The sequence below is a fragment of the Chloroflexota bacterium genome, from assembly GCA_020850535.1.
Lineage (GTDB): Bacteria > Chloroflexota > UBA6077 > UBA6077 > JACCZL01 > JADZEM01.
The window spans coordinates 51489-70537 of record JADZEM010000004.1 but is presented as its reverse complement, the minus strand read 5'-3'; the positions used below and the strand labels follow the sequence as shown (position 1 = coordinate 70537).

Below are 19049 nucleotides of genomic sequence, written 5' to 3'. Positions count from 1 at the left end.
TATGGCTTCGACTGAATCGGCCGCGAATCTGCGCGCCGCGCCATCGGTCGCCGTGCCCTCTGTGCGGACGGTCTGGCTTGAGGGTCTGCTGGCGTTGGCGTTGTTGACTCTCGCCGTCGCGATGCGGACTGTCAACCTCGGCGTCTACAGCGGCCTCTTCGACGAGGGCATCCGCGTCGAGCAACTCTTCCTGATGTCGGTCGGCTATCGGCCATTCAAGGACATTTTCGCGGCCCAGGGTCCGCTGCTGCTGGATCTGCTCCATCCGTGGTTCGTACTGTTTGGGCAGGATCTGGTGGCGGCGCGACTGTCGGTCGGCGTCTACTCGTTGCTGGGGCTGTGCGGCGCGTACTGGCTGGCACGGCTTGTTGGCGGGCCGCTCGGCGCGCTGACGACGCTGGCCCTGCTGGTGCTCAGCCCGCTCTACCTTGAAGGCTCGCGGATCGCCCTGGCCGAGGTGCCGGCGCTCGCACCGGCGGCGTTCGCGGTGGCCGCGGCCGTCGTGTACGCGCGCTCGGGCAGCCGCCGCTGGCTGGCGGCCTGTGGCCTGCTGTTCGCCGTCAGCCTGCTGATCAAGCCGATCACCCTGGCGGCCGGCGTGCCGCTCGGGCTGGCCGTGCTGAGCCGCTGGCGGTACGGCTTCCGCACAATGCTCGTAGACGGCGTATTGCTCGGCGTTTTGGTGGCCGGGTTGGGCATCCTGGTCGTGGTCGGCGTCGGGCTGGCCGGGGTCTTCGATCAGATCGTCGCCTACCGCATGGAGAGCCGGGGCAGCGAGGGCTGGAGCCTCTGGAAGAATCGTGTGGCGCTCGCTCGTGCGCTCTCGTTCGAGCCGGCGGCCCTGCCGTGGATCGGCGCTGCCGCCAGCATCGTGCTGCTGACGTGCCGGCGGGTCGATGCTGCCCTGATCGTCAGTTGGGCGCTGGCGAGCGTCGGGCTGCTGCTGTCGTACTCGCCGCTCCACGGGAAGCACGCGGTGGTGATGATCCCGCCGCTCTGCGTGCTGGCCGGCGTGGGTGTGGCGTTTGCCGTCGAACTGGTGCGCGGCGCGCGGCCAGTGCCGCCGCGGGCCGCTGTCGGCATGGCGCTGGCCGGCTTGCTGGTCTGGTACGCCTCTGCTGCGCCGGCGCTGGCTGCTCAGAGCGGGCAGCTGCTGCGGGTGACCGCCGACACCGACGTCGACCCGGCCCTGGAGCAGTACGCCGACGCGGTGACCGCGATCGCCGCCCTCTCTGCGCCGACCGACTACGTGGTGACGGATCACCCGTATCTGACGTTCCTGGCCGGACGGTTGGTGCCGCCGCTGCTGGTGGACACGTCGCGCTCGCGGATTCGCTCGCGCTCGCTGCGGGGCGTCGAGGCCGTGGCCCAGGCGACGCCGTACAACCCGACCGTGGTCGTGCTGTGGGCTGACCGCCTGCGCGGCCTCAGCGAGTTCAAGCGCTGGGTCGAAGAGAACTACCGGCTGGTCAAGGTCTACAACCGTCGGAATGACGTGGACCGCTCGATCTACGTGCAGGAGACGCGCGATATGGCGGCGGTGCGAAAGCTCCTGGCGAACCCCGCCGCTGTGCCGCTCCGCGCCGACTTCGCCAACGGCCCGGTGCTGGCCAGCGCCCTGGTAGACCGCACCGAGATGCGCCCGGGCGAGGGTGCGACCGTGACCCTCGAATGGGAGGCCACACGGCGGCTGGCGTCCGACTTCCACGCGATCACGGTGCTGCGCGGCACGGACGGGGAGGCCTGGGATCAGCAGCAGGAGTCGCTGTCCGGCGGCAGCGACGGCACCGCCGACTGGGAGATCGGGCGGTGGCTGTTCCAGAGCACCTTCGTCAAGAGCGAGTCCGCCATCCCGACCGGAGAGTACGAGGTGGTCGTGTCCGTCTACGACTCGAAGGCTCGACAGAAGGCCAGATTGCCAGATGGCGGCGACGAGATCGTGGTCGGTCGCATCACCGTCCGCTGAGCCAGGGAGGCCTGGCTTGCAGCCTCAGCGACCCAGCAGGCCGGCCAGGAGGTCCAGCGGTCCACTGAGCGTACGAGGCTCGACGGCGATCGGCACGGTCACGCCCTCTGGGGCTGCCTCGACATCCTGACCCGGCACCGGCACGATAAACCTTGGCGGCACGTTTCGGCGGGTTTCGGGGAGGTACGGCACGACCGCCAGTCGGTACGCTCCCGGGCGCAGGCGGCTGCCAACCGGCAGTTCGCGGTAGTCGCCGACGATGACGTCCTCGGGCCAGCGGCTGCTCCGCGAGGTTCCCAGGGCCGGGCGGTCGTCGTGGGCCGCCAGGACCGTGCCGTCCGGGCCGAGCAGCCGCACGGAGACCGTGATGTCCTCACGCAGGGGCGGCTCGTTGGGGGGTGGCTGGCTGCGCTTCCAGAACAGGGTAAATGGGATGACGCTGCCGGGGCGGACGGCTGGCGTATGCATGGAGATGCTGACCAGATCGAGCCCACCCTCGAAATACACGAACAGCTCGCGGGCGTGTGGGGGGTAGGCCGCTGGCTCGATCCCGCCGGCCCCGCCGACCGTCGGGCCTGTGCCGTCGAGCCGTGGCACGTAGAGCGGGCTGCTGACTCGCAGCAGCGGGCCGACCGTCGAGGCGACGCCTCGGTCTTCGACCCCGGGCAGCGTTCGGCTCAGGTACACCGTTTGGCCCGTCCGCTCGGCGCGCTGGAGCACGTCGTCCAGGCGCTCGACGGGGTAGACGATGGCGATGTCGCGGCGCTGGCCCTCGACCTGCTGGAAGTACCAGAGCACCGTCGCCTGCTCCCAGTCGCAGACGATGATACTGTCAGGATCGGTCAACTCGAACGCGAGCCGCCCGAAGCGCTCGGCGACCGGCGACCGCTGGAAGTCCTGCCGCCAGGAATCCATCGTCTCGGCCCCGGCCTCGGCGCGCACCAGCATCAGTGCGCCGCGCATCCAGGCCGTGCCGGCCTGCACCAGCAGGATGATGGCGACCAGGGCCGGCAGCGCCAGCCGTGCTGCTCCGATTCTGCCGGCCCGTGCCGTGAGCCAGCGACAGGCTGCGTCAACGCCGAGTCCGAGCCAGACGCTCCAGATCAAGAAGGCCGGCAGGTAGAAGACCCAGTGGCGCGGCAACTGGTAGTTCGATTCGAGGAGGTAGCTTGCCGCGAGCACGGCTTGCGGCGCGAACGCCAGCAGCAGCACCAGCGACTCGATCCGGCGGCGAGCGCTGACCGCCACCAGACCGGCCATGCCCAGCAGCGCGCCGAGCGGCCCGAAGGACCGCACCAGCACCCAGGCCTCCTCGAGCAAGCGCCCTCGAAAGGCCGCGTCAGGGCGCAGAGCCGAGGTGTAGCCACGGTCCAGCAGGAATTCGAGGAGCGACAGCGGCGAATCGACCGTCCAACTGCCGGGGGGCAGGCCGCGCGCCGCCGCCCACGGCAGGTAGGCGTACAAGAGGAGCGGGCTGGCCGCCAGCAGCGCGGCAGTCGCAAGCTCAGGCAGGCGGGGACGCCACCGCGACAGCAACAGGCCCACCAGCAGCGCGGGCGCGACCAGCGCCATGCTGCGATGGTGCGTCAGGCTGACGCCGTAGACCACGGCCAGCCACGCGAGCCGCCCCGCTGACGGCGCAGCCCGCCAGCGCACGAACAGCCAGAGCACCAGCGCCAGGAACAGCCCGTTGAGGGTGTACTTGTCGCCCCGCACGGCCTGTGACCACCACAGTTCGCCGAAGGCGAGGCACAGGCCAGCCAGGGCAGCGCCGGCCGGCCCCGCGCCCAGACTGCGTGTCAGGGCGACCGTCGCGCCGACGGCGGCGGCGGCGAACGCGGCGTCGAGCAGGTTCAAGCGGTACGCCACGCTCCCGAACGGCAGATAGCTCCACAGAAAGTGCACGAGCACCTGGAGCGGGTAGCCCGTCGGGTGGGTCAGGCCGAGGATCGGCGGCACGAACTGCAGCTCGCCGGCATCGCCGCCGAGGACGCCCCGCGAGAGCGTCAAGACGTAGGCGGCGAACGCCAGCAGCCCGACGCCGAACGACAGCGGCCATGGGGCAGCCAGGAATCTGGACAACCGTCGCCGAACGCGGAAACTCCCCCCGCCCAGATCGCTCCGGGAGGGGGGAGTCCCTGACTGAGCCCTCATCGAGGGGGTGTCACGGCGCGTGCATCGCTCTGCGCCGCGCTAGGCGCCCGCCTCACTTGCAGCCGAGTCCGTCCCTGCCGACTCTGACGACGCGGCTGCCTCACGGACGGCCTGGCGCGTTCGCCGCCGTCGCGGCGGGGTCGCCGGCGCAGCATCGGCCGGGCTGGCGGCTGCCTCGGCAACTGGCGCAGCCGCCGACTCACCCGCCGTAGGGCTGGCCGGGCGGCGCACACGGCGGCCAGACGACGAGCGTCCACTGCGCCCGGACCGCGCTCGGGCGGGCGCGTCGGCGGTGGCCGCCTCAGCGCTGCCGTCGCTCGGCTCCGCCGCCGATGCGTTGGCCGAAGCCGATGTGTTGTCGGCAGCGGCCGCCTCGCCGGAGACCCCTGCCTCGGCTGTCGGGGCAGGACTGGCGAGCGCCTCGTCCGGTGCCGGCGTTGCCGGCTCGGAGTTCGGCTCCGCGATCCCCTCGGCCGGTTCCGCGGCCGGCTGGCCGATGATGGCGGCTGGCTCAGCCGGCGTCATCGGCACGGCATCGACCGGCTCTGACGGCGGCACGCCGAGCGGCCGGGCGGATGACTCGCGCGGCCCGAACGCGCCAAACGACGTCCGCGCGATTCGCTTGCGTGGGGTGGGCGGCGGCTCGTCGGCGGTGTCGAAGGTGGCCGGCGACACGAAGGCGGGTGCGGTTGGCTCCGGCTCCGTCTCGGCAGCAGTGGGAGCGGACAGGATCGGTTCGGCTGATGGAGCCGCCGCGTCCCGGTCCCGAGCTGCCAGCAGCTTGAGTACCGCGTCGTCAAGGTCGTCCGGACTCGGCGGCACGACGGGCGCCGGCCGGATCTCAGCCGTCGCCTCGGTAGACGTGTCGTCCTCAGCCTCGTCGTCGTGCGGGAGCGTCGTCACGCTGGACGCTTCGCCCTCCGCGCCCCCGGCCAGCCCGGTGCGTCGGCCCCGGCCGCCACGCCGTCGTCGCCGGCGTGCGCCCGGCTCGCCCAGGCTCGTGCCGCTGGCGTCGGCCGTGTCGTCGGCGGCATCGACGCCGGTCGATACGCTGCTCGGCACGGTGGTCACGGTCAGTGCGCTGGCGATCTCAGCGGGAGGCGCAACGGGCTGTACCCGTCGTGGTGGCGGAGCGACGCCTGCGCCGAGCGATGGACCGACCGGGGACTGCAGCGAGCCGCCGCTCCGTCCCCCTGCGCGTCCGCCCGACCCGAAGCCCGATGCGCCGCCGAACGAGCTGGCCCCGCTGAAGTTGTGGGCGCCGGTCGGAACGCCTGATGCGCTGCCGAACGGCTCGCCGGCTGGTCGTCGCGATTCACGCAGCCGGCGCTCGCGCGCGGGCGCGCGGCCAACCGGGGCTTCCAGCTCGCCGACGCGGTCCAGCTCGCGCAGGAGCTGCCGGTACGTGATGAACACGTTCGACATCTCGACGAGCGGGATGGCGGTCAGATCGCTGCCGAGCACCACCACGGCTGCGCCGCGCTGCTTCGCGATGCGCGCCAGCGGAATCATGTCCTTGTCGCTGGTGGCGAGCACGAAGACGTCGGGCGCAACAGTCCAGAGCAGATCCACGCCATCGGCGACCATGACCGTGTCGGCCAGGCTCTTGCCCTCACGCGGACTGTTCTCGGGGCGCATCACGGGCGCGAAGACCGGCTCGATGCCGGCGCGATAGACGGCCAGCCGCTCGGAGAGCAGGTTCCACTCGGCGTAGGCGCGGGCGGTTACCAGCGTGCCATAGCTCTGAGCAAGCGCGATCAGGGCCTGCAGGTCAAGGTCGGTTCCGGGTGCGTCTCGGCTGTGGCAAATCTGAAGATTGTCCCAGTCAATCAGCATTACGACGGTCTTTGAGCGGTCTGTCACATGCATCCTCCCCCGATCCTGTCCGAAGTGTACCAGCATCAGCGCGTTTTCACCGCTGATGGGCACTCTCTGAGGTGCGGCGGCGTTCGCGATTCGCACCTGCGTCCAGGATCGTGGCACGGCTCGTGGCGCTCATGCGTACGTGCGCCGTGCCTCCACACTCCTTAACGAAGAACCTGGCGTCCGGAATTCCAGATTCGCGGGGAGAATCTTCGCCTGCCGGACTACCACGCCGTTGCGCCGCCATCGACCGCCAGCACCTGCCCGGTCACGAAGCTGGCAGCGTCCGACGCCAGGAACAGCACGACGCCCATCAGCTCGCCGGGCCGGCCGATGCGATTCATCGGGCAGACGGCGTTCAGGTGCGCCTCCGCCTGCTCGATGATGCCACGTGTCATGCGCGTTGGAAAGAAACCCGGCGCGACGGCGTTGACCCGGATGCCGTGCCGTGCCCACTTGGCGGCGAGGTCGCGGGTCATGGCGATGACCGCGCCCTTGCTCGCGGTGTAGCCGACTGCGTCCATCATCTCGGGCGCTTGCCCGATCAAGCCGGCCACCGAGGCCACGTTGACGATGGCGCCGCCCGCCGACGCCGCCATCTGGCGGCCGAACGCCTGTGCACACAAGAACGAGCCGGTAGCGTTCACGTCCAGCACCGCGCGCCAGCGCTCGGCCGGCATCTCCAGCGAGGGTGCGCCCCAGCTGATGCCGGCCGCGTTGACCAGGATGTCGGCCGGGCCGAACCTTTCCTGTACCGTGGCCGCGAGCTGTCTCACGGCGTCTTCGTCAGAGACGTCACAGGCGAACGCACTCGCCTCGATCCCGGCTGCCCGCAGCTCGGCTTCGGCCGGCCCCAGCCACTCGTTGCGCCGGGCGGTGACCACCACGCGCGCGCCGGCCTCGCCCAGGCCATGCGCGATCTCCAACCCGAGCCCGCGCGAGCCTCCGGTGATGACGGCCACCCGTCCGTCGAGGCGAAAGAGATCGTGAACCGTCATCAGGTACCCCCAGCTGGTGCTTCGGGAGCGCCGCTGTCGAGCGAGCCGCGTGTCGCGCCGTCTGGCGACGACATCTGGCGACTGTGCCTGTTTCTCGCGCTCGCGGAAGGCCGACGGGCCTCAGGCATCGCGTTGACAGGCTCCCGGGCCGATGGTACGATCCTGCGAGCCTGCCGTGCCCGGGGCTTGCCCCTGGCCGTTGCCGGGCGCTACGCTATCCTCCACTGGCGCAGTTCCGTTGGCGAAAGCCGCTGACTGGCTGTTTTGCCGCTATCGCTCTTCGTCTCATCCCCTCATCTGTATCCTCACACTGGGCCGTGCCGGGCGCCTCAACCCGGTCGGTTTCAGGATTGCCCGTCCTCCGCGCACTCGCCGCCGATCCTCCGACACTTCGAGGTGCCGCACCGACATGCAAGAGATGCGTCCCTTTCTCGACGACCTCCGTACAGGGAACTTTCGTCGGGCGCTGACTGAGAACCGGGTCTTCAAGAGCATTTTCCGCACTGGCTACCCGAGTACGCCTCGGAACCAGGCGCTGATCATGTTCAACAACGTCTTCCTGCACCTGCACCCGGTGCGGATCCGACGTGAGAGCCTGAAGATCACCTACACGTTCTGCCTGGGCGGCCTCTCGTTCTTCCTCTTCCTGCTGCTGACGGTGACTGGCGTCTTGCTCATGTTCTACTACCGCCCCGCGACGGCGGTGGCCTATCAGGACATGAAGGATCTCGAGACGGTGGTGACGTTCGGCCTGCTGTTGCGCAACCTGCACCGCTACTCGGCGCACGGCATGGTGATCACCGTGTTCTTACACATGGTCCGCGTGTTCTACACGGGCGCGTACAAGGCGCCGCGTGAGTTCAACTGGATCGTCGGTGTGATCCTGCTGACGCTGACCTTCCTGCTGAGCTTCACCGGCTATCTGCTGCCGTGGGACCAGTTGGCGATGTGGGCCGTCACCGTGGGCACGAACATGGCTGGCGCGACGCCGATTGTTGGCGACGCGGTCAAGTTCGCGGTCGTCGGCGGCTACGAGATCGGCGACAACACGCTGATCCGCTGGTACGTCCTGCACGTCATCGCGCTGCCGCTGCTGACGGCGCTCTTCATGACGGTTCACTTCTGGCGCATCCGGAAGGACGGCGGCATCGCCGGCCCGCTGTGATCGTTCGCCGTGGTGACGCTCGCATCCGCTATCTGGGAACGAGAAACGGAGCTCGGTGATGCCCCCTGACGGCTCGAATCCGCTCGAGAAAACGCCGGACATGGCGAACCTTTCGCCTGCAGAGCGCGCGCGCATGTACAAGGAGCGCGCGGCGGCTGCGGGGATCGGTCGTCCGCCGGCTGCTGGCCAGGATGGAGACGCAGCCGCCGCTGCTGCTCCTCCCCCGCCTCCCGCCCCGAAGCCGGCCGCGCCTGCGGCCGCCGGTGGTGGCGCGGCTGGCCTCTCGCCCGATCAGCGTCAGCGGCTGGCGGCTGCCGTGCAGCGTGGGCCGGCCGAGCGTCCAGCGGCCGCGGCTGCTGCCCCGGCCGCGGCCGCGAAGGCGGGCAACTCGGCTGCCGAGGCGCAGTCGCAGCGGCTGGTCTACGTCTGGCCGCACCTGGTGACCATCGAGTTCATGGCCGCCGTGCTGCTGCTGGTCTCGATGATCGTCATCGCCATCGTCATTCAGTCGCCGCTCGAAGGGCACGCCAACGCCGACAAAACGCCGAACCCGTCGAAGGCGCCCTGGTACTTCCTGAATCTTCAGGAGCTGCTGCTCCACATGCACCCGGCCCTCGCTGGCGTGATCGTGCCGGCTGTGGCGCTCGGTCTGATCGCCATCATCCCCTACTTCGACCGCGACCCGAAGGACGTCGGCAAGTGGTTCGGCACGCCGAAGGCGCTGTCGATCGCCTGGTTCACTTCGTGGTTCTCCACGGTGGTGCTGATCGGGCTGGTGTTCTTCGACGAGTTCGTGGGTCAGAAGCCGTTGATGAACAACCTGGCGCGGAATACGGGCCTTTCGTTTCTGAATGCCCCCGTCATGGTGGACATCGTTGTGCCGATGATCCTGATGAATGGTCCCATCGCGGTGCTGGTCTGGCTCTTGAAGAAGTACTACAAGCCAGACAACGCACGGGACTGGATGATCGCTCTCTTCACCGGATTCTTCGTCGCCTACGTCGTGCTGACCATTGTGGGCACGTTCATGCGTGGTCAGGGTATGCACTTGATGTGGCCGTGGGATCCGAAGATGATCCGCGTCGAGTAGCTATCTGCTCATGCTTATCTCAGCAGTCATGGCGCAGCGATCCGTACAGGGTCGTTGCGCCCTCCGCCCCGCCCGGGGCGAGTGGAGGTCTTGAATGGCGAGAGAAGCTCCTCAGCAAGGGCTGTTTTTCCCGGGCTCTGATGCGGCGGCCGAGGCGGAGCGACGGTCCTCCTCGCCGAATCCCGGCGCGGATGTCCCCGTCGAGGTGCGTCGCGGCTTCTGGAGCCGACGCACACTGCTCCGATTCGCGGGCTGGGGCACGATCCTGGGCCTCGTCGGGCAGTGGCTGGCCGGCTTCGGCATCTTCTTCTGGCCGAAGAAGGTGGGTGCGTTCGGCGGCGAGATCAACGCCGGCGAGGTCGCCGCGTTGAACGTCGGCGACGTGAAGCTGATCCAGAACGGCAAGTGCTACGTGTCGCGGGTTCCCGAGGGCGTCCTGGCGCTCTGGTGGAAGTGCCCGCACCTGGGTTGCACCGTCCCCTGGAAGCCCGACGACCAGACTGAGGACGATCTGGCCGCGAAGGGGCGCTTCAACTGCCCCTGCCACGGCTCGATCTACGACCGCTACGGCAACATCGTGGCTGGCCCCGCGCCGCGCCCGATGGACCTGTTCGGCGTGCAGATCCGCGACGGCAAGATCTACATCGACACGAACCCGACGCGTGTCAAGGTCCGGGCGGGCGTTGACCGTAAGTCAGACCCGACCCCAGTCTAGGCTGGTCGGAGGAGGATTCCTGGCATGCAACTGAGCGCGGGGGCACTGGTCCTCTTCGTCGGCATGCTTGTCTTGCTGCTGGCCCTGGTGGCCTATGCGAGCGGCGTGGGGCGACGCTCGCACGAGCCGATTCCAGAGGTTCCGACCGGCAATCCGTCTATGGAGCGGAAGGTCGTCGCGACGCTCGCGATGCTCATCCTCTCGGGGCTGCTGCTGACGGGGTACGCCTACTACGAGCCGATTCGGCAGGTGAAGGCGACCGAGCGACAGGACAAGATCGCCATCGAGCGCGGTATCGAAACGTACACGTCGCTGTGCTACTCCTGCCACGGCATCGACGGGCAGGGGGCGCAGGTGCCGCCGCCGAACGATTCGGTGGTCGCGCCGGCCCTCAACCGCGCGGACATGCACCCGAAGGATGCTGAGGGGTTGAAGGCCCGCTACGAGTACGTCGTGCGGACGGTCCATCGTGGCAAGGGGCTGGTGATGCCGGCCTGGGGCCGCGAGGACGGCGGTCAGCTGCTGGACGAGCAGATCCACGAGGTCGCGATGCTCATCACACGCGGCGACATGGTCATGCACGGGACGCAGACGGCCTGGGACGTGGCGCGCGAGAAGTCCAAGGAGAAGATCGCGCACGGCTCTCCCGAGCCGACGCTGCCGAAGGTGGACGACGCTGGCCTCTCGGAAGACGCCAAGGCTGGTCTCGCGATCTTCACCGGCAAGGCGGGCTGCATCGGCTGCCACCAGATCGGGTCGCAGGGCGGCGTGACTGGGCCGGCCCTCACGACCATCGCGACGGTGGCTGAAACCCGCAAGCCGGGGACGGACGCTGCCGCGTACATCGAAGAGTCGATTCGGAATCCGGGCGCGTTCGTCGTGCAGGGGTACGCGGCCGGCCTGATGCCCGCCTTCCAGGGCCTGCTGACCGACGCCGAGATCAAGCAGGTCGAGGCGTACCTCCTGACCCGCAAGTAGCTTTCCTCTCTCCAGAGGTCCTCGCCCGGGGCCGAGCGGCGATTCGCCGCTCGGCCCTTGTCGTACTGTGCGGGGTCGTCGGAGGTTGAAACCCGCATGCCGTTCAGATAGGACGCCATCCGCACCGCGAGCGTCAGCGAGCCGGACCTACAACCATTCGGGTCCACTCGCTGACGCTCGTGGTACGGAAGCGCGACGCGTGACACACTGAACGCCAGTGGGAGTGAGGGCCGCCAATACTACTCGGCTATGGAACAAACTTCGAGGACCGGTACCGGCGATCTGCGTCCTACGTTGACAGGATCCTCAAGGGTGCCAAGCCGAGCGAACTCCCCATCGAGCGACCTGGCGCGGTTCGTCAAGGCTGACCACTGAATCCTTTGCAGGCTTTCAATCGAAGGTCACTCAACAGCTTCACGTGACCATCCCCATCGAGGGGATCCGGCTCGTTGTAAGCACGAGACAGGATCACGGCGCCGTGACGAGTGACAGTTCCACTGCGCACGCCGTTGTGCGGTTGCGCTCACGAGATGGGAACGTGGCATGAATCCGTCAGAGGCCGTCCCCCCAAGCGTTGGATGGCCGCTCGCTGTCCCAGCGCCGGTCGTGCCCACCAAGGATCGACGCCGCTTCTTTGGTCGGCTCATCTGGGGGGCCATGCTGGTCGCGCTCGTGATGGCCAGTGTCGCGGTTAGTCGAGCACTTGGCGGGACCGCTGAGACGATGTACCCGGAAGGATGGTTGCTGTACAGCATCCTTCGTCTACGCGATGGGCACTCACTCTACACCGAGTACAGCTACGAGCCGTTCATCATCGCGTTGTATACGCCACTCTACTACTGGACCGTCGCTGCGGGCTCGCGCATCGCGCACCTTGATACGATGGAGACGCTCGTGCTGGCACGCTCCGTGTCGGTCTTCGCGACTCTGGCAGCGGCGGCCACCGTCACATGGATCGCGCACCGTGGGGGGCTCCGCCGTGTCGCAGCCCTGAGTGCCGGCAGCCTGTTTCTGTCGTCGTATGTCGTGTATCCGTGGGCCTATGCCACGCGCCCCGACGCATTGGCGTTGGCACTAACGTTGGTCGGACTTGCTGTGGGAGTAGCGGCGCAGCGTCGCACTACAGTGGTTGTCGCGGCAGTGCTGCTCGCCATGGCGTTCTTCGCCAAACAATCTTTCGTGGTGGGTGTCGCAGCGCTAACCCTGGCGGCCTTGCAGCGCCGGCAGTGGGACCGCTCCGCTCTGCTAATCGTGACATGGAGTGGAGTGGTCGTCGTCGGTGTAGCTTGGCTCGAATGGTCCTCGTCGGGGTTCTTCTTGAGCAACGCCTTTGCGCCAAACGCGCTCCCGTTGGATCCACGGCTCGCCTACCAGCGACTTTCTGCATTCGCCCAACTGTCTTTGCCGCTCATCGGGCTCGCCGCGCTCGGCTGGCGATCATCGAGCCTCAGTCCCGATACGCGGCGCGTCCTTGGCTGGTATGTAGTCCTCGCGGCGGGCATCGCGAGCGTCTCAATCGCCAAGATCGGCTCCAACTACAACTATCTGTTGGAAACGGTCGCGGCGCTCGCCGTGCTCGGTGCACACGGCCTGACGTCCCTGACCTCCTCCAACGCAAACTTACCGGCTGTGCCGACTGCGCCAGCCAGAGGCTCACTCTTGCTGCTGGCGGGGCTTACCTGCCTGACTGCCAGCTTTGTCTTGCCGCTGCGTACCCTCGCGGCATATGGCTCTGTCCCGCGGGACGCCACGGAGCTTGTCGAGGCCATCAAGCTCGCGCCAGGTCCCGTCCTGACCCAGCATGATTCCTTGGCGGTGGTGCTGGCAGGGAAGACCCCGGTCCTGGCCGACCCGTTCGGCATCGGCCTGGTCGCAACGGGCGGGCGTTGGGATGCAAGCCGGATCAACGCCATGATCGAACGGCGCGAGTTTGCGCTCATCGTGCTTGACCATCCGGTTGAAGACGCCGTCATCTATGACGGCGTCGCCTGGTGGCCGCCCGGCGTACGGGAAGGGATCGAGCAGCGGTATCACCCCGTTGGCCGGCTAGGCGCGCAGTATCTGTACACGCCTTAGCACGCGCACTGAGGAGCGATCTATGTTCCAACTCGACTTTCCTCGGATTGCCCGAGTGGAGGGACCGGCTGCGGCCAGATGGCTGTGGATCCTCACGCGGCTGATCGTCGTCCTCATCGGCGTCGGCACGCTGCTCGGACTGGCAGCGGCAGTGCGCGGCATCGCCGCGAGTGGCCAAGCCTTCCATCACGAAGGGTGGATGGTGTTCAGCATCTTGCAGGTGCGCGATGGTGCTCCACTCTATCCGGACTATCATGCCTACCCGTTCAACCTGGCTCTGTACACGCCGCTCTACTATGAAGTGGTGGGCACGCTGGCCCGGATCCTGTCGAGCGATGCCAATGCGACGGTGATGCTGGCCCGCGCGACTTCCGCCGTTGCGACCCTCGGCTCGGTGGGGCTGCTGTTCGCAATTGCACGCCAGTGTGGCGTCTCGCGTTATGGCGCTACCGTGGCAACGGGGCTGTTCATCTCGGCCTACATCGTCCATCCGTGGCTCTACGTCGCCCGGCCGGACGCCCTCGCGCTCGTCTGCTGCCTCGGAGGACTCTGGGCCGGACTGCGCTGGCCGGGCCTGCGCGGAGCGGTGCTGGCGGCGCTCCTGCTCACGCTGGCTTTCCATACGAAGCAGTCCTACGTCGCAGCAGCCGGCGCCTTCATCCTCGGGACCATGCATTTGCGGCAATGGCGTCGCGCCATCGTATTCGCCACGGTCTGGAGCGCCAGTGTCGGTGCCGGATTGATGCTGGAGCATGTGCTGACGGCGGGGCTGTTTGCCGCGAGCACGATCACGCCGAACGTGCTCCCGATGCGCCTCGACCTCGTCCTGCAACAGGTCAGGCTGTTCCTGATCCTCGGTGGGCCACTCTTGCTGCTCGGCCTCATCGGCTGGTGCGGCGAGAAGACGTCGACAGGGTCCCTGACGGTGCTGCGCTGGTACACGCTCCTGGCCGCCGGGGCGGGACTCTTTGCCACCGCCAAGATCGGCGCCAGCTACAACCAGTTTCTCGAACTGGCGGTGATGTTAGCGGTCTTCGGCGGACGTGGTGTGGAGCACCTCTGGCGACTGAGTCGCCATGACCTGTCACCCGTCGCCGCGACGTCGTCGTCGCGTGCGCGTCTCCTAGCCATCCCACTGGCGGCCTGGATCGTCGCGAGTGCCTGCCTCCCTGGCGCCGCCTTGCTGGATCACGTCCTCTACGCGCCGGACGAGACCGCCCTAGTGCGGGCCATTGCCGAGGCGCCTGGAGAGGTGCTCACGGAACGGGACTCACTGGCCGTTGTGCGCGCCGGCAAGACTGCCGTGTTCGCTGATCCATTTGGCGTCGCACTGCTGTCTCAGGGTGGTCACTGGAACCCGATGGCGCTCAACACCATGATCGAGCGGCAAGAGTTCTCGCTGATCGTCCTGGCCACCCCCCTCGAACGGACCGCCACATTCGACGGATTCCCATGGTGGCCGGCCGGCACCGAAGCGCGAATCCGAGAGCACTATGTGCTCGCCGACCAGTCCCCGACACGGTTGTTCTATGTCCCAAAGGACGCTCACCCAACGGCCGGGCTTGGGGCCGGCGCCCTGGACTAGGTCCGCCGCGCAGCCGTCGTGCTCGATGGGTCAGGCCGCGGTGCACGCCTCGCATCTTCCTCGTACGCGTGGGTTACCGGGCTCTCGTCCTCTTCGTCGCCCACGTCGTCGTTAGGCTGAGTGAATGACGACTGACGAGAAGTCTGAGGCGGGCATGACGGCAAAGAAGATCCGATGTGATGAGCTCGGTAGGTTTGAGGGTATACCTCCGCTGCTGGCCGAGCGGATGGAGCCCGTATCTGCTCCAACGCTGCGGCCCGATCCAGGCCAAGTGGCGTCTGCGCCGCAACCTCAGTCGGTGCTTTATCGCATAGGCATCGTGCTCGCCATCGTCGCCGTTGCCTACCTGCTCCCCGGCCTGGCGAAGCCGCCAACCTTGTTCGACGAGGGCCTCGTCAATGTCGCCGGGCTCCGCGTAGCGCGCGGCGAGGTTCCGTACCGCGATTTCTGGTCGCTCTATGCCCCTGGCCAGTTTTACACCTTGGCCTTGCTGTTCGATCTCTTCGGAGCCACGCTGCTCACGGCTCGCGTCTGGGATATCGCGATTCAAGCCGCGCTCGTCGTCGCCGTGTTCAGGGTCACGCGGCAGTTCGTGTCCGGCATTAAGACGCTGGCGGCACCGGTGCTGGTGCTGATCTGGCTCGGTTCGGTGGCGTTTCCAAACTATCCGATCTACCCCGCGCTGCTCTTCTCACTGCTCGCTGTGCAGGCCGTGTGCTGGCACATCTCCGATGGCAGACGGCGTTGGTTGTTCATGGCCGGAATCTGTGTCGGGCTCACCACGGTGTATCGCCACGATATCGGCATCTACGCCGCCGCGTCGACTGCACTCGTCACGGTCTTGAGCCCGCTCGGATGGACCAGGATACGGTCTGATGGTCTGCGAGGGCCCTGCCGCGAAGCAGCGCTGAACCTGGGCATGCTTCTGACCGCCGTCGCGATTCCCACCGTTCCGATCTTCACTGACCTGCTGTTGAAAGTCCCGCCGGATCAACTCTGGGCGCAGCTCTTCGTCTACCCGGTGCAGATTGCACCGCTGGTGCGGGGTCAGCCCAATCCGCCACTCCTGCTCAATCCGTGGGCAGTACTTCAGGGCAAGCCGGGTGAGTCCATCACGCTCGTCGTGCAGTGGATTCGGTTCTATGCGCCGGTGGCGATCTATGTTGGAATGATCGCTGTCGGAGCCTGCATGTTGGCCCGGTACAGGACGGTAACGGTCGATCGTACGGTGTTCTGGGGCACGGTACTCCTCTGGTGCTTCGGGCTTGCGCTGCTCGGGCAGACGCGCATCATCAAGGACTGGGCACACGAGATACCCACCAGCATCATCGCCGTGATCCTCCTGAATGCCGTCCTGCCGAGGTTCTTCGCAGTTCGACGTAGCGCGTGGCTACATCGCTTAGCGTTCATGCTCTTTCTGGTCGCGACGATACCATATATTCAGGGTCCAATGATCTATTGGGCGGTTAGGTCACGCCCACTCTGGACCGGCCCTTGCCCCTGGACCATCGACACCTCGGGCTGCGCCGAGATCTCGACGGAGCTGTATGACGCCGTGCGCTACATACGCGAGCATGTCGCGCCGGACCGTGCGATCTTCGTAGGGAGTCGTCGAAACGACCAGACCATCGGCAACCCGATCCTCTTCTACTTCCTGGCGGACCGTCCGAGCGCCACGAAATACCACCAGTTCGAGCCAGGTGTCGCGACGACGCCGCCCGTACAGGCGGAGATCATCGGCGAGCTGAAGCGGCGAGACGTCACGCATCTCGTCCTGTACAGCGGATTTGACGAGTTGTACGCCACGATCCCGGTCGGATCGCCGCTTCTCGACCACTACATCCATACGAACTATCGGCTGGCAGCCCAGTTCGGCACATACGCCATCTGGGAACGCACTTGACCGCGAGCCGGCGACATCGCGGGCGGTGCTCAGACCCAGGCCAAGGCCGGCCCCTTTGACAGGCCAATCCCGTTTGTAAGTCCAGGTGGCGCAACGAACCGCGCGCGTCCGTCGTTTTCAGACGACTCCAGAAGCGCCAGAGGACCACGAGCAATCTTCGGCGGCGCGGTTCGCTCACGAGAACAGACGAAGGAGGGCGCCTCATGTCGCATGAATCGAACCCGACCGGCGCTGTGCCCTCGACGTTGCCTGGCCTCGCTCCGGGTAGCATGACACGAGTGCTACCTCCGCCAACGGAACGGATCTGCATCGTCGGCGGCGCCGGACACGTCGGTCTTCCACTCGGACTCGTGCTCGCCAGCGAGGGGTTCGCCGTCGAGCTGCTCGACATCGATGCTGACGCGTTGGCGTCGGTGATGGCGGGCCGCATGCCATTCCTCGAAAACGGCGCGGACGAGCTACTGGCGCAACTGCTGCCGACGGGCCGGCTGACAGCGTCAACCGACGCATCTACCGTTGCCGATGCCGACATCGTGATCTGCGTCATCGGCACTCCGGTCGATGAGTTCTTGACTCCCCAGGCCCACGAGTTCTACCGGGTGATCGAGCAGCTGAGCCCGCACTTCAGGCACGGCCAGACGTTGGTTCTTCGAAGTACCGTGTACCCTGGGCTGAGCGAGCGCGTCCATGCCATGCTTCAGCAGCGGAACCTTGGGGTCCACGTCACCTTCTGCCCCGAGCGGATTGCGCAAGGGCACTCGCTTCGCGAGTTGCGCACGATTCCGCAGATCATCAGTGGCTTCGACAGCGTCGGATTGCAGGTGGTCCGAGATCTCTTCTCGCGCATCACGAGCGAAATCATCGAAGTCGAGCCGCAGGAAGCGGAACTCGCCAAGCTCTTCTGCAACTGCTATCGGTACATCCAGTTCGCCGTAGCGAACCAGTTCTACCTTCTCAGCCGCGAGGCTGGGGTCGATTTCTCGCGGGTCCACCACGCCGCGACTGCCGGCAACCCGCGCGTGGACAGCCTGCCCGGCGCCGGTTTCGCGGCGGGACCGTGCTTGCTCAAGGATACGATGCAACTGGCGGCGTTCAGCAACAACAGCTTCTTCCTGGGTCACGCCGCCATGCTGGTCAACGAAGGACAGCCGCAATTCATTGTGAACACGCTGAAGAGCCGGCTCAACCTCCGTGACAAGCGAGTTGCGATCCTTGGCATGACGTTCAAAGCCGATTGTGACGACACGCGTGACTCGCTGAGCTTCAAGCTACGGAAGATCATGCTGCTGGAAGCGAAGGAAGTGATTCTGAACGATCCGTATCTCGACGGACCGGATTTCGCTTCGCTCGACGACGCGCTCTCGCGAGCCGACATCGTGATTGTCGGCGTGCCACACCGCGAGTATCGTGGCCTGCGGGTACCACCCCACATCGTGGTTGAGGACATGTGGGGCTGCCTTGATCAGAGTGCGGCTCGTGAAGACGCTGCGGCCGGGACGATGAGTCCTGGCTGGATGCAGAAGCTGGCATCATGAAGGTACTGGTCACCGGGAGTGCCGGGTTCACTAACGGCTACGTCGTCCACGAGCTTCTCCGAGCGGGTCACCGCGTCGTCGGTATCGACAATTTTTCGAAGTACGGTCGCGTGAAGAAGAGCTACGACGACCATCCCAACTATTCATGCGTCCGGGGCGACGTCAAGGATGTCGATCTGTTGTGTCGGTTGGTCGAGGGCTGTGACCAGATGGTCGCCAGCGCCGCCCGGATCGGCGGCATCAGCTACTTCCACGAGTATGCATACGATCTGATTGCCGAGAACGAACGGATCACCGCTGCGCACTTCGATGCTGCCCTGTACGGATTCAAGAAGGGCACGCTCAAGAAGATCAACGTGATCAGCTCGTCGATGGTTTTCGAGAACGCCACCGTCTTCCCAACGCCTGAATCGCACATCTTCGAGTGCCCGCCACCCACCAGCACCTACGGCTTCCAGAAGCTCGCCTGCGAGTATTTCGCACGCGGTGCCTTCGAGCAATACGGCCTGCCGTATACCATCATTCGGCCGTTCAACTGTGTGGGCACCGGCGAGCAGCGCGCACTGGGCGGTTGCGAGATCCCGAGCGGCAATGTCAAGCTCGCCATGAGCCATGTCGTGCCGGATCTGATCCAGAAGGTGGCCCGTGGGCAGCACCCGCTGCACATTCTGGGAGACGGCTCGCAGGTACGGCACTACACCTACGGTGGCGACCTGGCGCGCGGCATCCGGATCTGCATGGAGCACCCGTCTGCGCTCAACGAGGACTTCAACCTGTCCACCACCGAGCGCACCACCGTCCTCGAACTGGCACGCGCCATCTGGGGCAAAATGCGATCGGGCACCCCGTTCGAGTACGTCAGTGACGACCCGTTTCAGCACGATGTCCAGCTTCGGACTCCAGATGTTCGGAAGGCGGAGCGGATACTGGGCTTCCGGGCAACCACCTCGCTCGATACCATGCTCGACGAGGTCATTCCCTGGATCACTAACGCGGTCGCGGCCGGGACGATCTAGCCGGC

Annotated in this window: 13 protein-coding genes; 10 read left to right on the top strand and 3 right to left on the bottom strand. The window is 66.7% G+C overall.

Features of this window, described 5'->3' with window-relative positions:
• The first annotated feature begins 1 nt into the window (after window position 1).
• Window positions 2-1966: a glycosyltransferase family 39 protein gene (locus IT306_00530; protein MCC7366873.1), complete on the top strand. Its 1965-nt coding sequence runs from the start codon at window positions 2-4 to the stop codon at window positions 1964-1966.
• Between the two features lie 24 nt (window positions 1967-1990).
• Here IT306_00530 and IT306_00525 read toward each other — a convergent pair whose 3' ends face one another.
• The 3 genes from IT306_00525 to IT306_00515 form a co-directional block, all read right to left on the bottom strand.
• Complete coding sequence (locus IT306_00525; protein ID MCC7366872.1) at window positions 1991-4048, bottom strand: DUF2723 domain-containing protein; 2058 nt, start codon at window positions 4046-4048, stop codon at window positions 1991-1993.
• Between the two features lie 111 nt (window positions 4049-4159).
• Window positions 4160-5983, bottom strand: coding sequence for an NYN domain-containing protein (locus IT306_00520; protein MCC7366871.1), 1824 nt, complete (start codon window positions 5981-5983; stop codon window positions 4160-4162).
• Window positions 5984-6207: 224 nt separating this feature from the next.
• Window positions 6208-6981, bottom strand: a complete 774-nt coding sequence (locus IT306_00515; GenBank protein MCC7366870.1) for an SDR family oxidoreductase — start codon at window positions 6979-6981, stop codon at window positions 6208-6210.
• 418 nt (window positions 6982-7399) lie between these two features.
• On the opposite strand from IT306_00515, the gene IT306_00510 reads away from it, so the two are divergent.
• From IT306_00510 to IT306_00470, 9 genes are all read left to right on the top strand, one after another.
• Window positions 7400-8146, top strand: coding sequence for a cytochrome b N-terminal domain-containing protein (locus IT306_00510; GenBank protein ID MCC7366869.1), 747 nt, complete (start codon window positions 7400-7402; stop codon window positions 8144-8146).
• 100 nt (window positions 8147-8246) lie between these two features.
• Window positions 8247-9236: a menaquinol-cytochrome C reductase gene (locus IT306_00505; GenBank protein ID MCC7366868.1), complete on the top strand. Its 990-nt coding sequence runs from the start codon at window positions 8247-8249 to the stop codon at window positions 9234-9236.
• A 94-nt stretch (window positions 9237-9330) separates the two neighbouring features.
• On the top strand, window positions 9331-9951 hold the full coding sequence (locus tag IT306_00500) for a Rieske 2Fe-2S domain-containing protein (GenBank protein MCC7366867.1): 621 nt from the start codon (window positions 9331-9333) through the stop codon (window positions 9949-9951).
• Between the two features lie 24 nt (window positions 9952-9975).
• Entirely contained in the window at window positions 9976-10929 is a 954-nt protein-coding gene (locus IT306_00495; protein MCC7366866.1) for a c-type cytochrome, read from the top strand.
• 657 nt (window positions 10930-11586) lie between these two features.
• Complete coding sequence (locus IT306_00490) at window positions 11587-13005, top strand: hypothetical protein (GenBank protein MCC7366865.1); 1419 nt, start codon at window positions 11587-11589, stop codon at window positions 13003-13005.
• Window positions 13006-13027: 22 nt separating this feature from the next.
• Window positions 13028-14590: a hypothetical protein gene (locus IT306_00485; protein ID MCC7366864.1), complete on the top strand. Its 1563-nt coding sequence runs from the start codon at window positions 13028-13030 to the stop codon at window positions 14588-14590.
• Between the two features lie 154 nt (window positions 14591-14744).
• Entirely contained in the window at window positions 14745-16493 is a 1749-nt protein-coding gene (locus IT306_00480; protein MCC7366863.1) for a glycosyltransferase family 39 protein, read from the top strand.
• A gap of 278 nt (window positions 16494-16771) precedes the next feature.
• Complete coding sequence (locus IT306_00475) at window positions 16772-18028, top strand: nucleotide sugar dehydrogenase (protein MCC7366862.1); 1257 nt, start codon at window positions 16772-16774, stop codon at window positions 18026-18028.
• Window positions 18025-19044 carry an NAD(P)-dependent oxidoreductase gene (locus IT306_00470; GenBank protein ID MCC7366861.1) on the top strand — a complete coding sequence of 340 codons (1020 nt, stop codon included), beginning with the start codon at window positions 18025-18027 and terminating at the stop codon, window positions 19042-19044. Before IT306_00475 ends, IT306_00470 begins: the two co-directional genes overlap by 4 nt.
• Window positions 19045-19049: the final 5 nt, after the last annotated feature.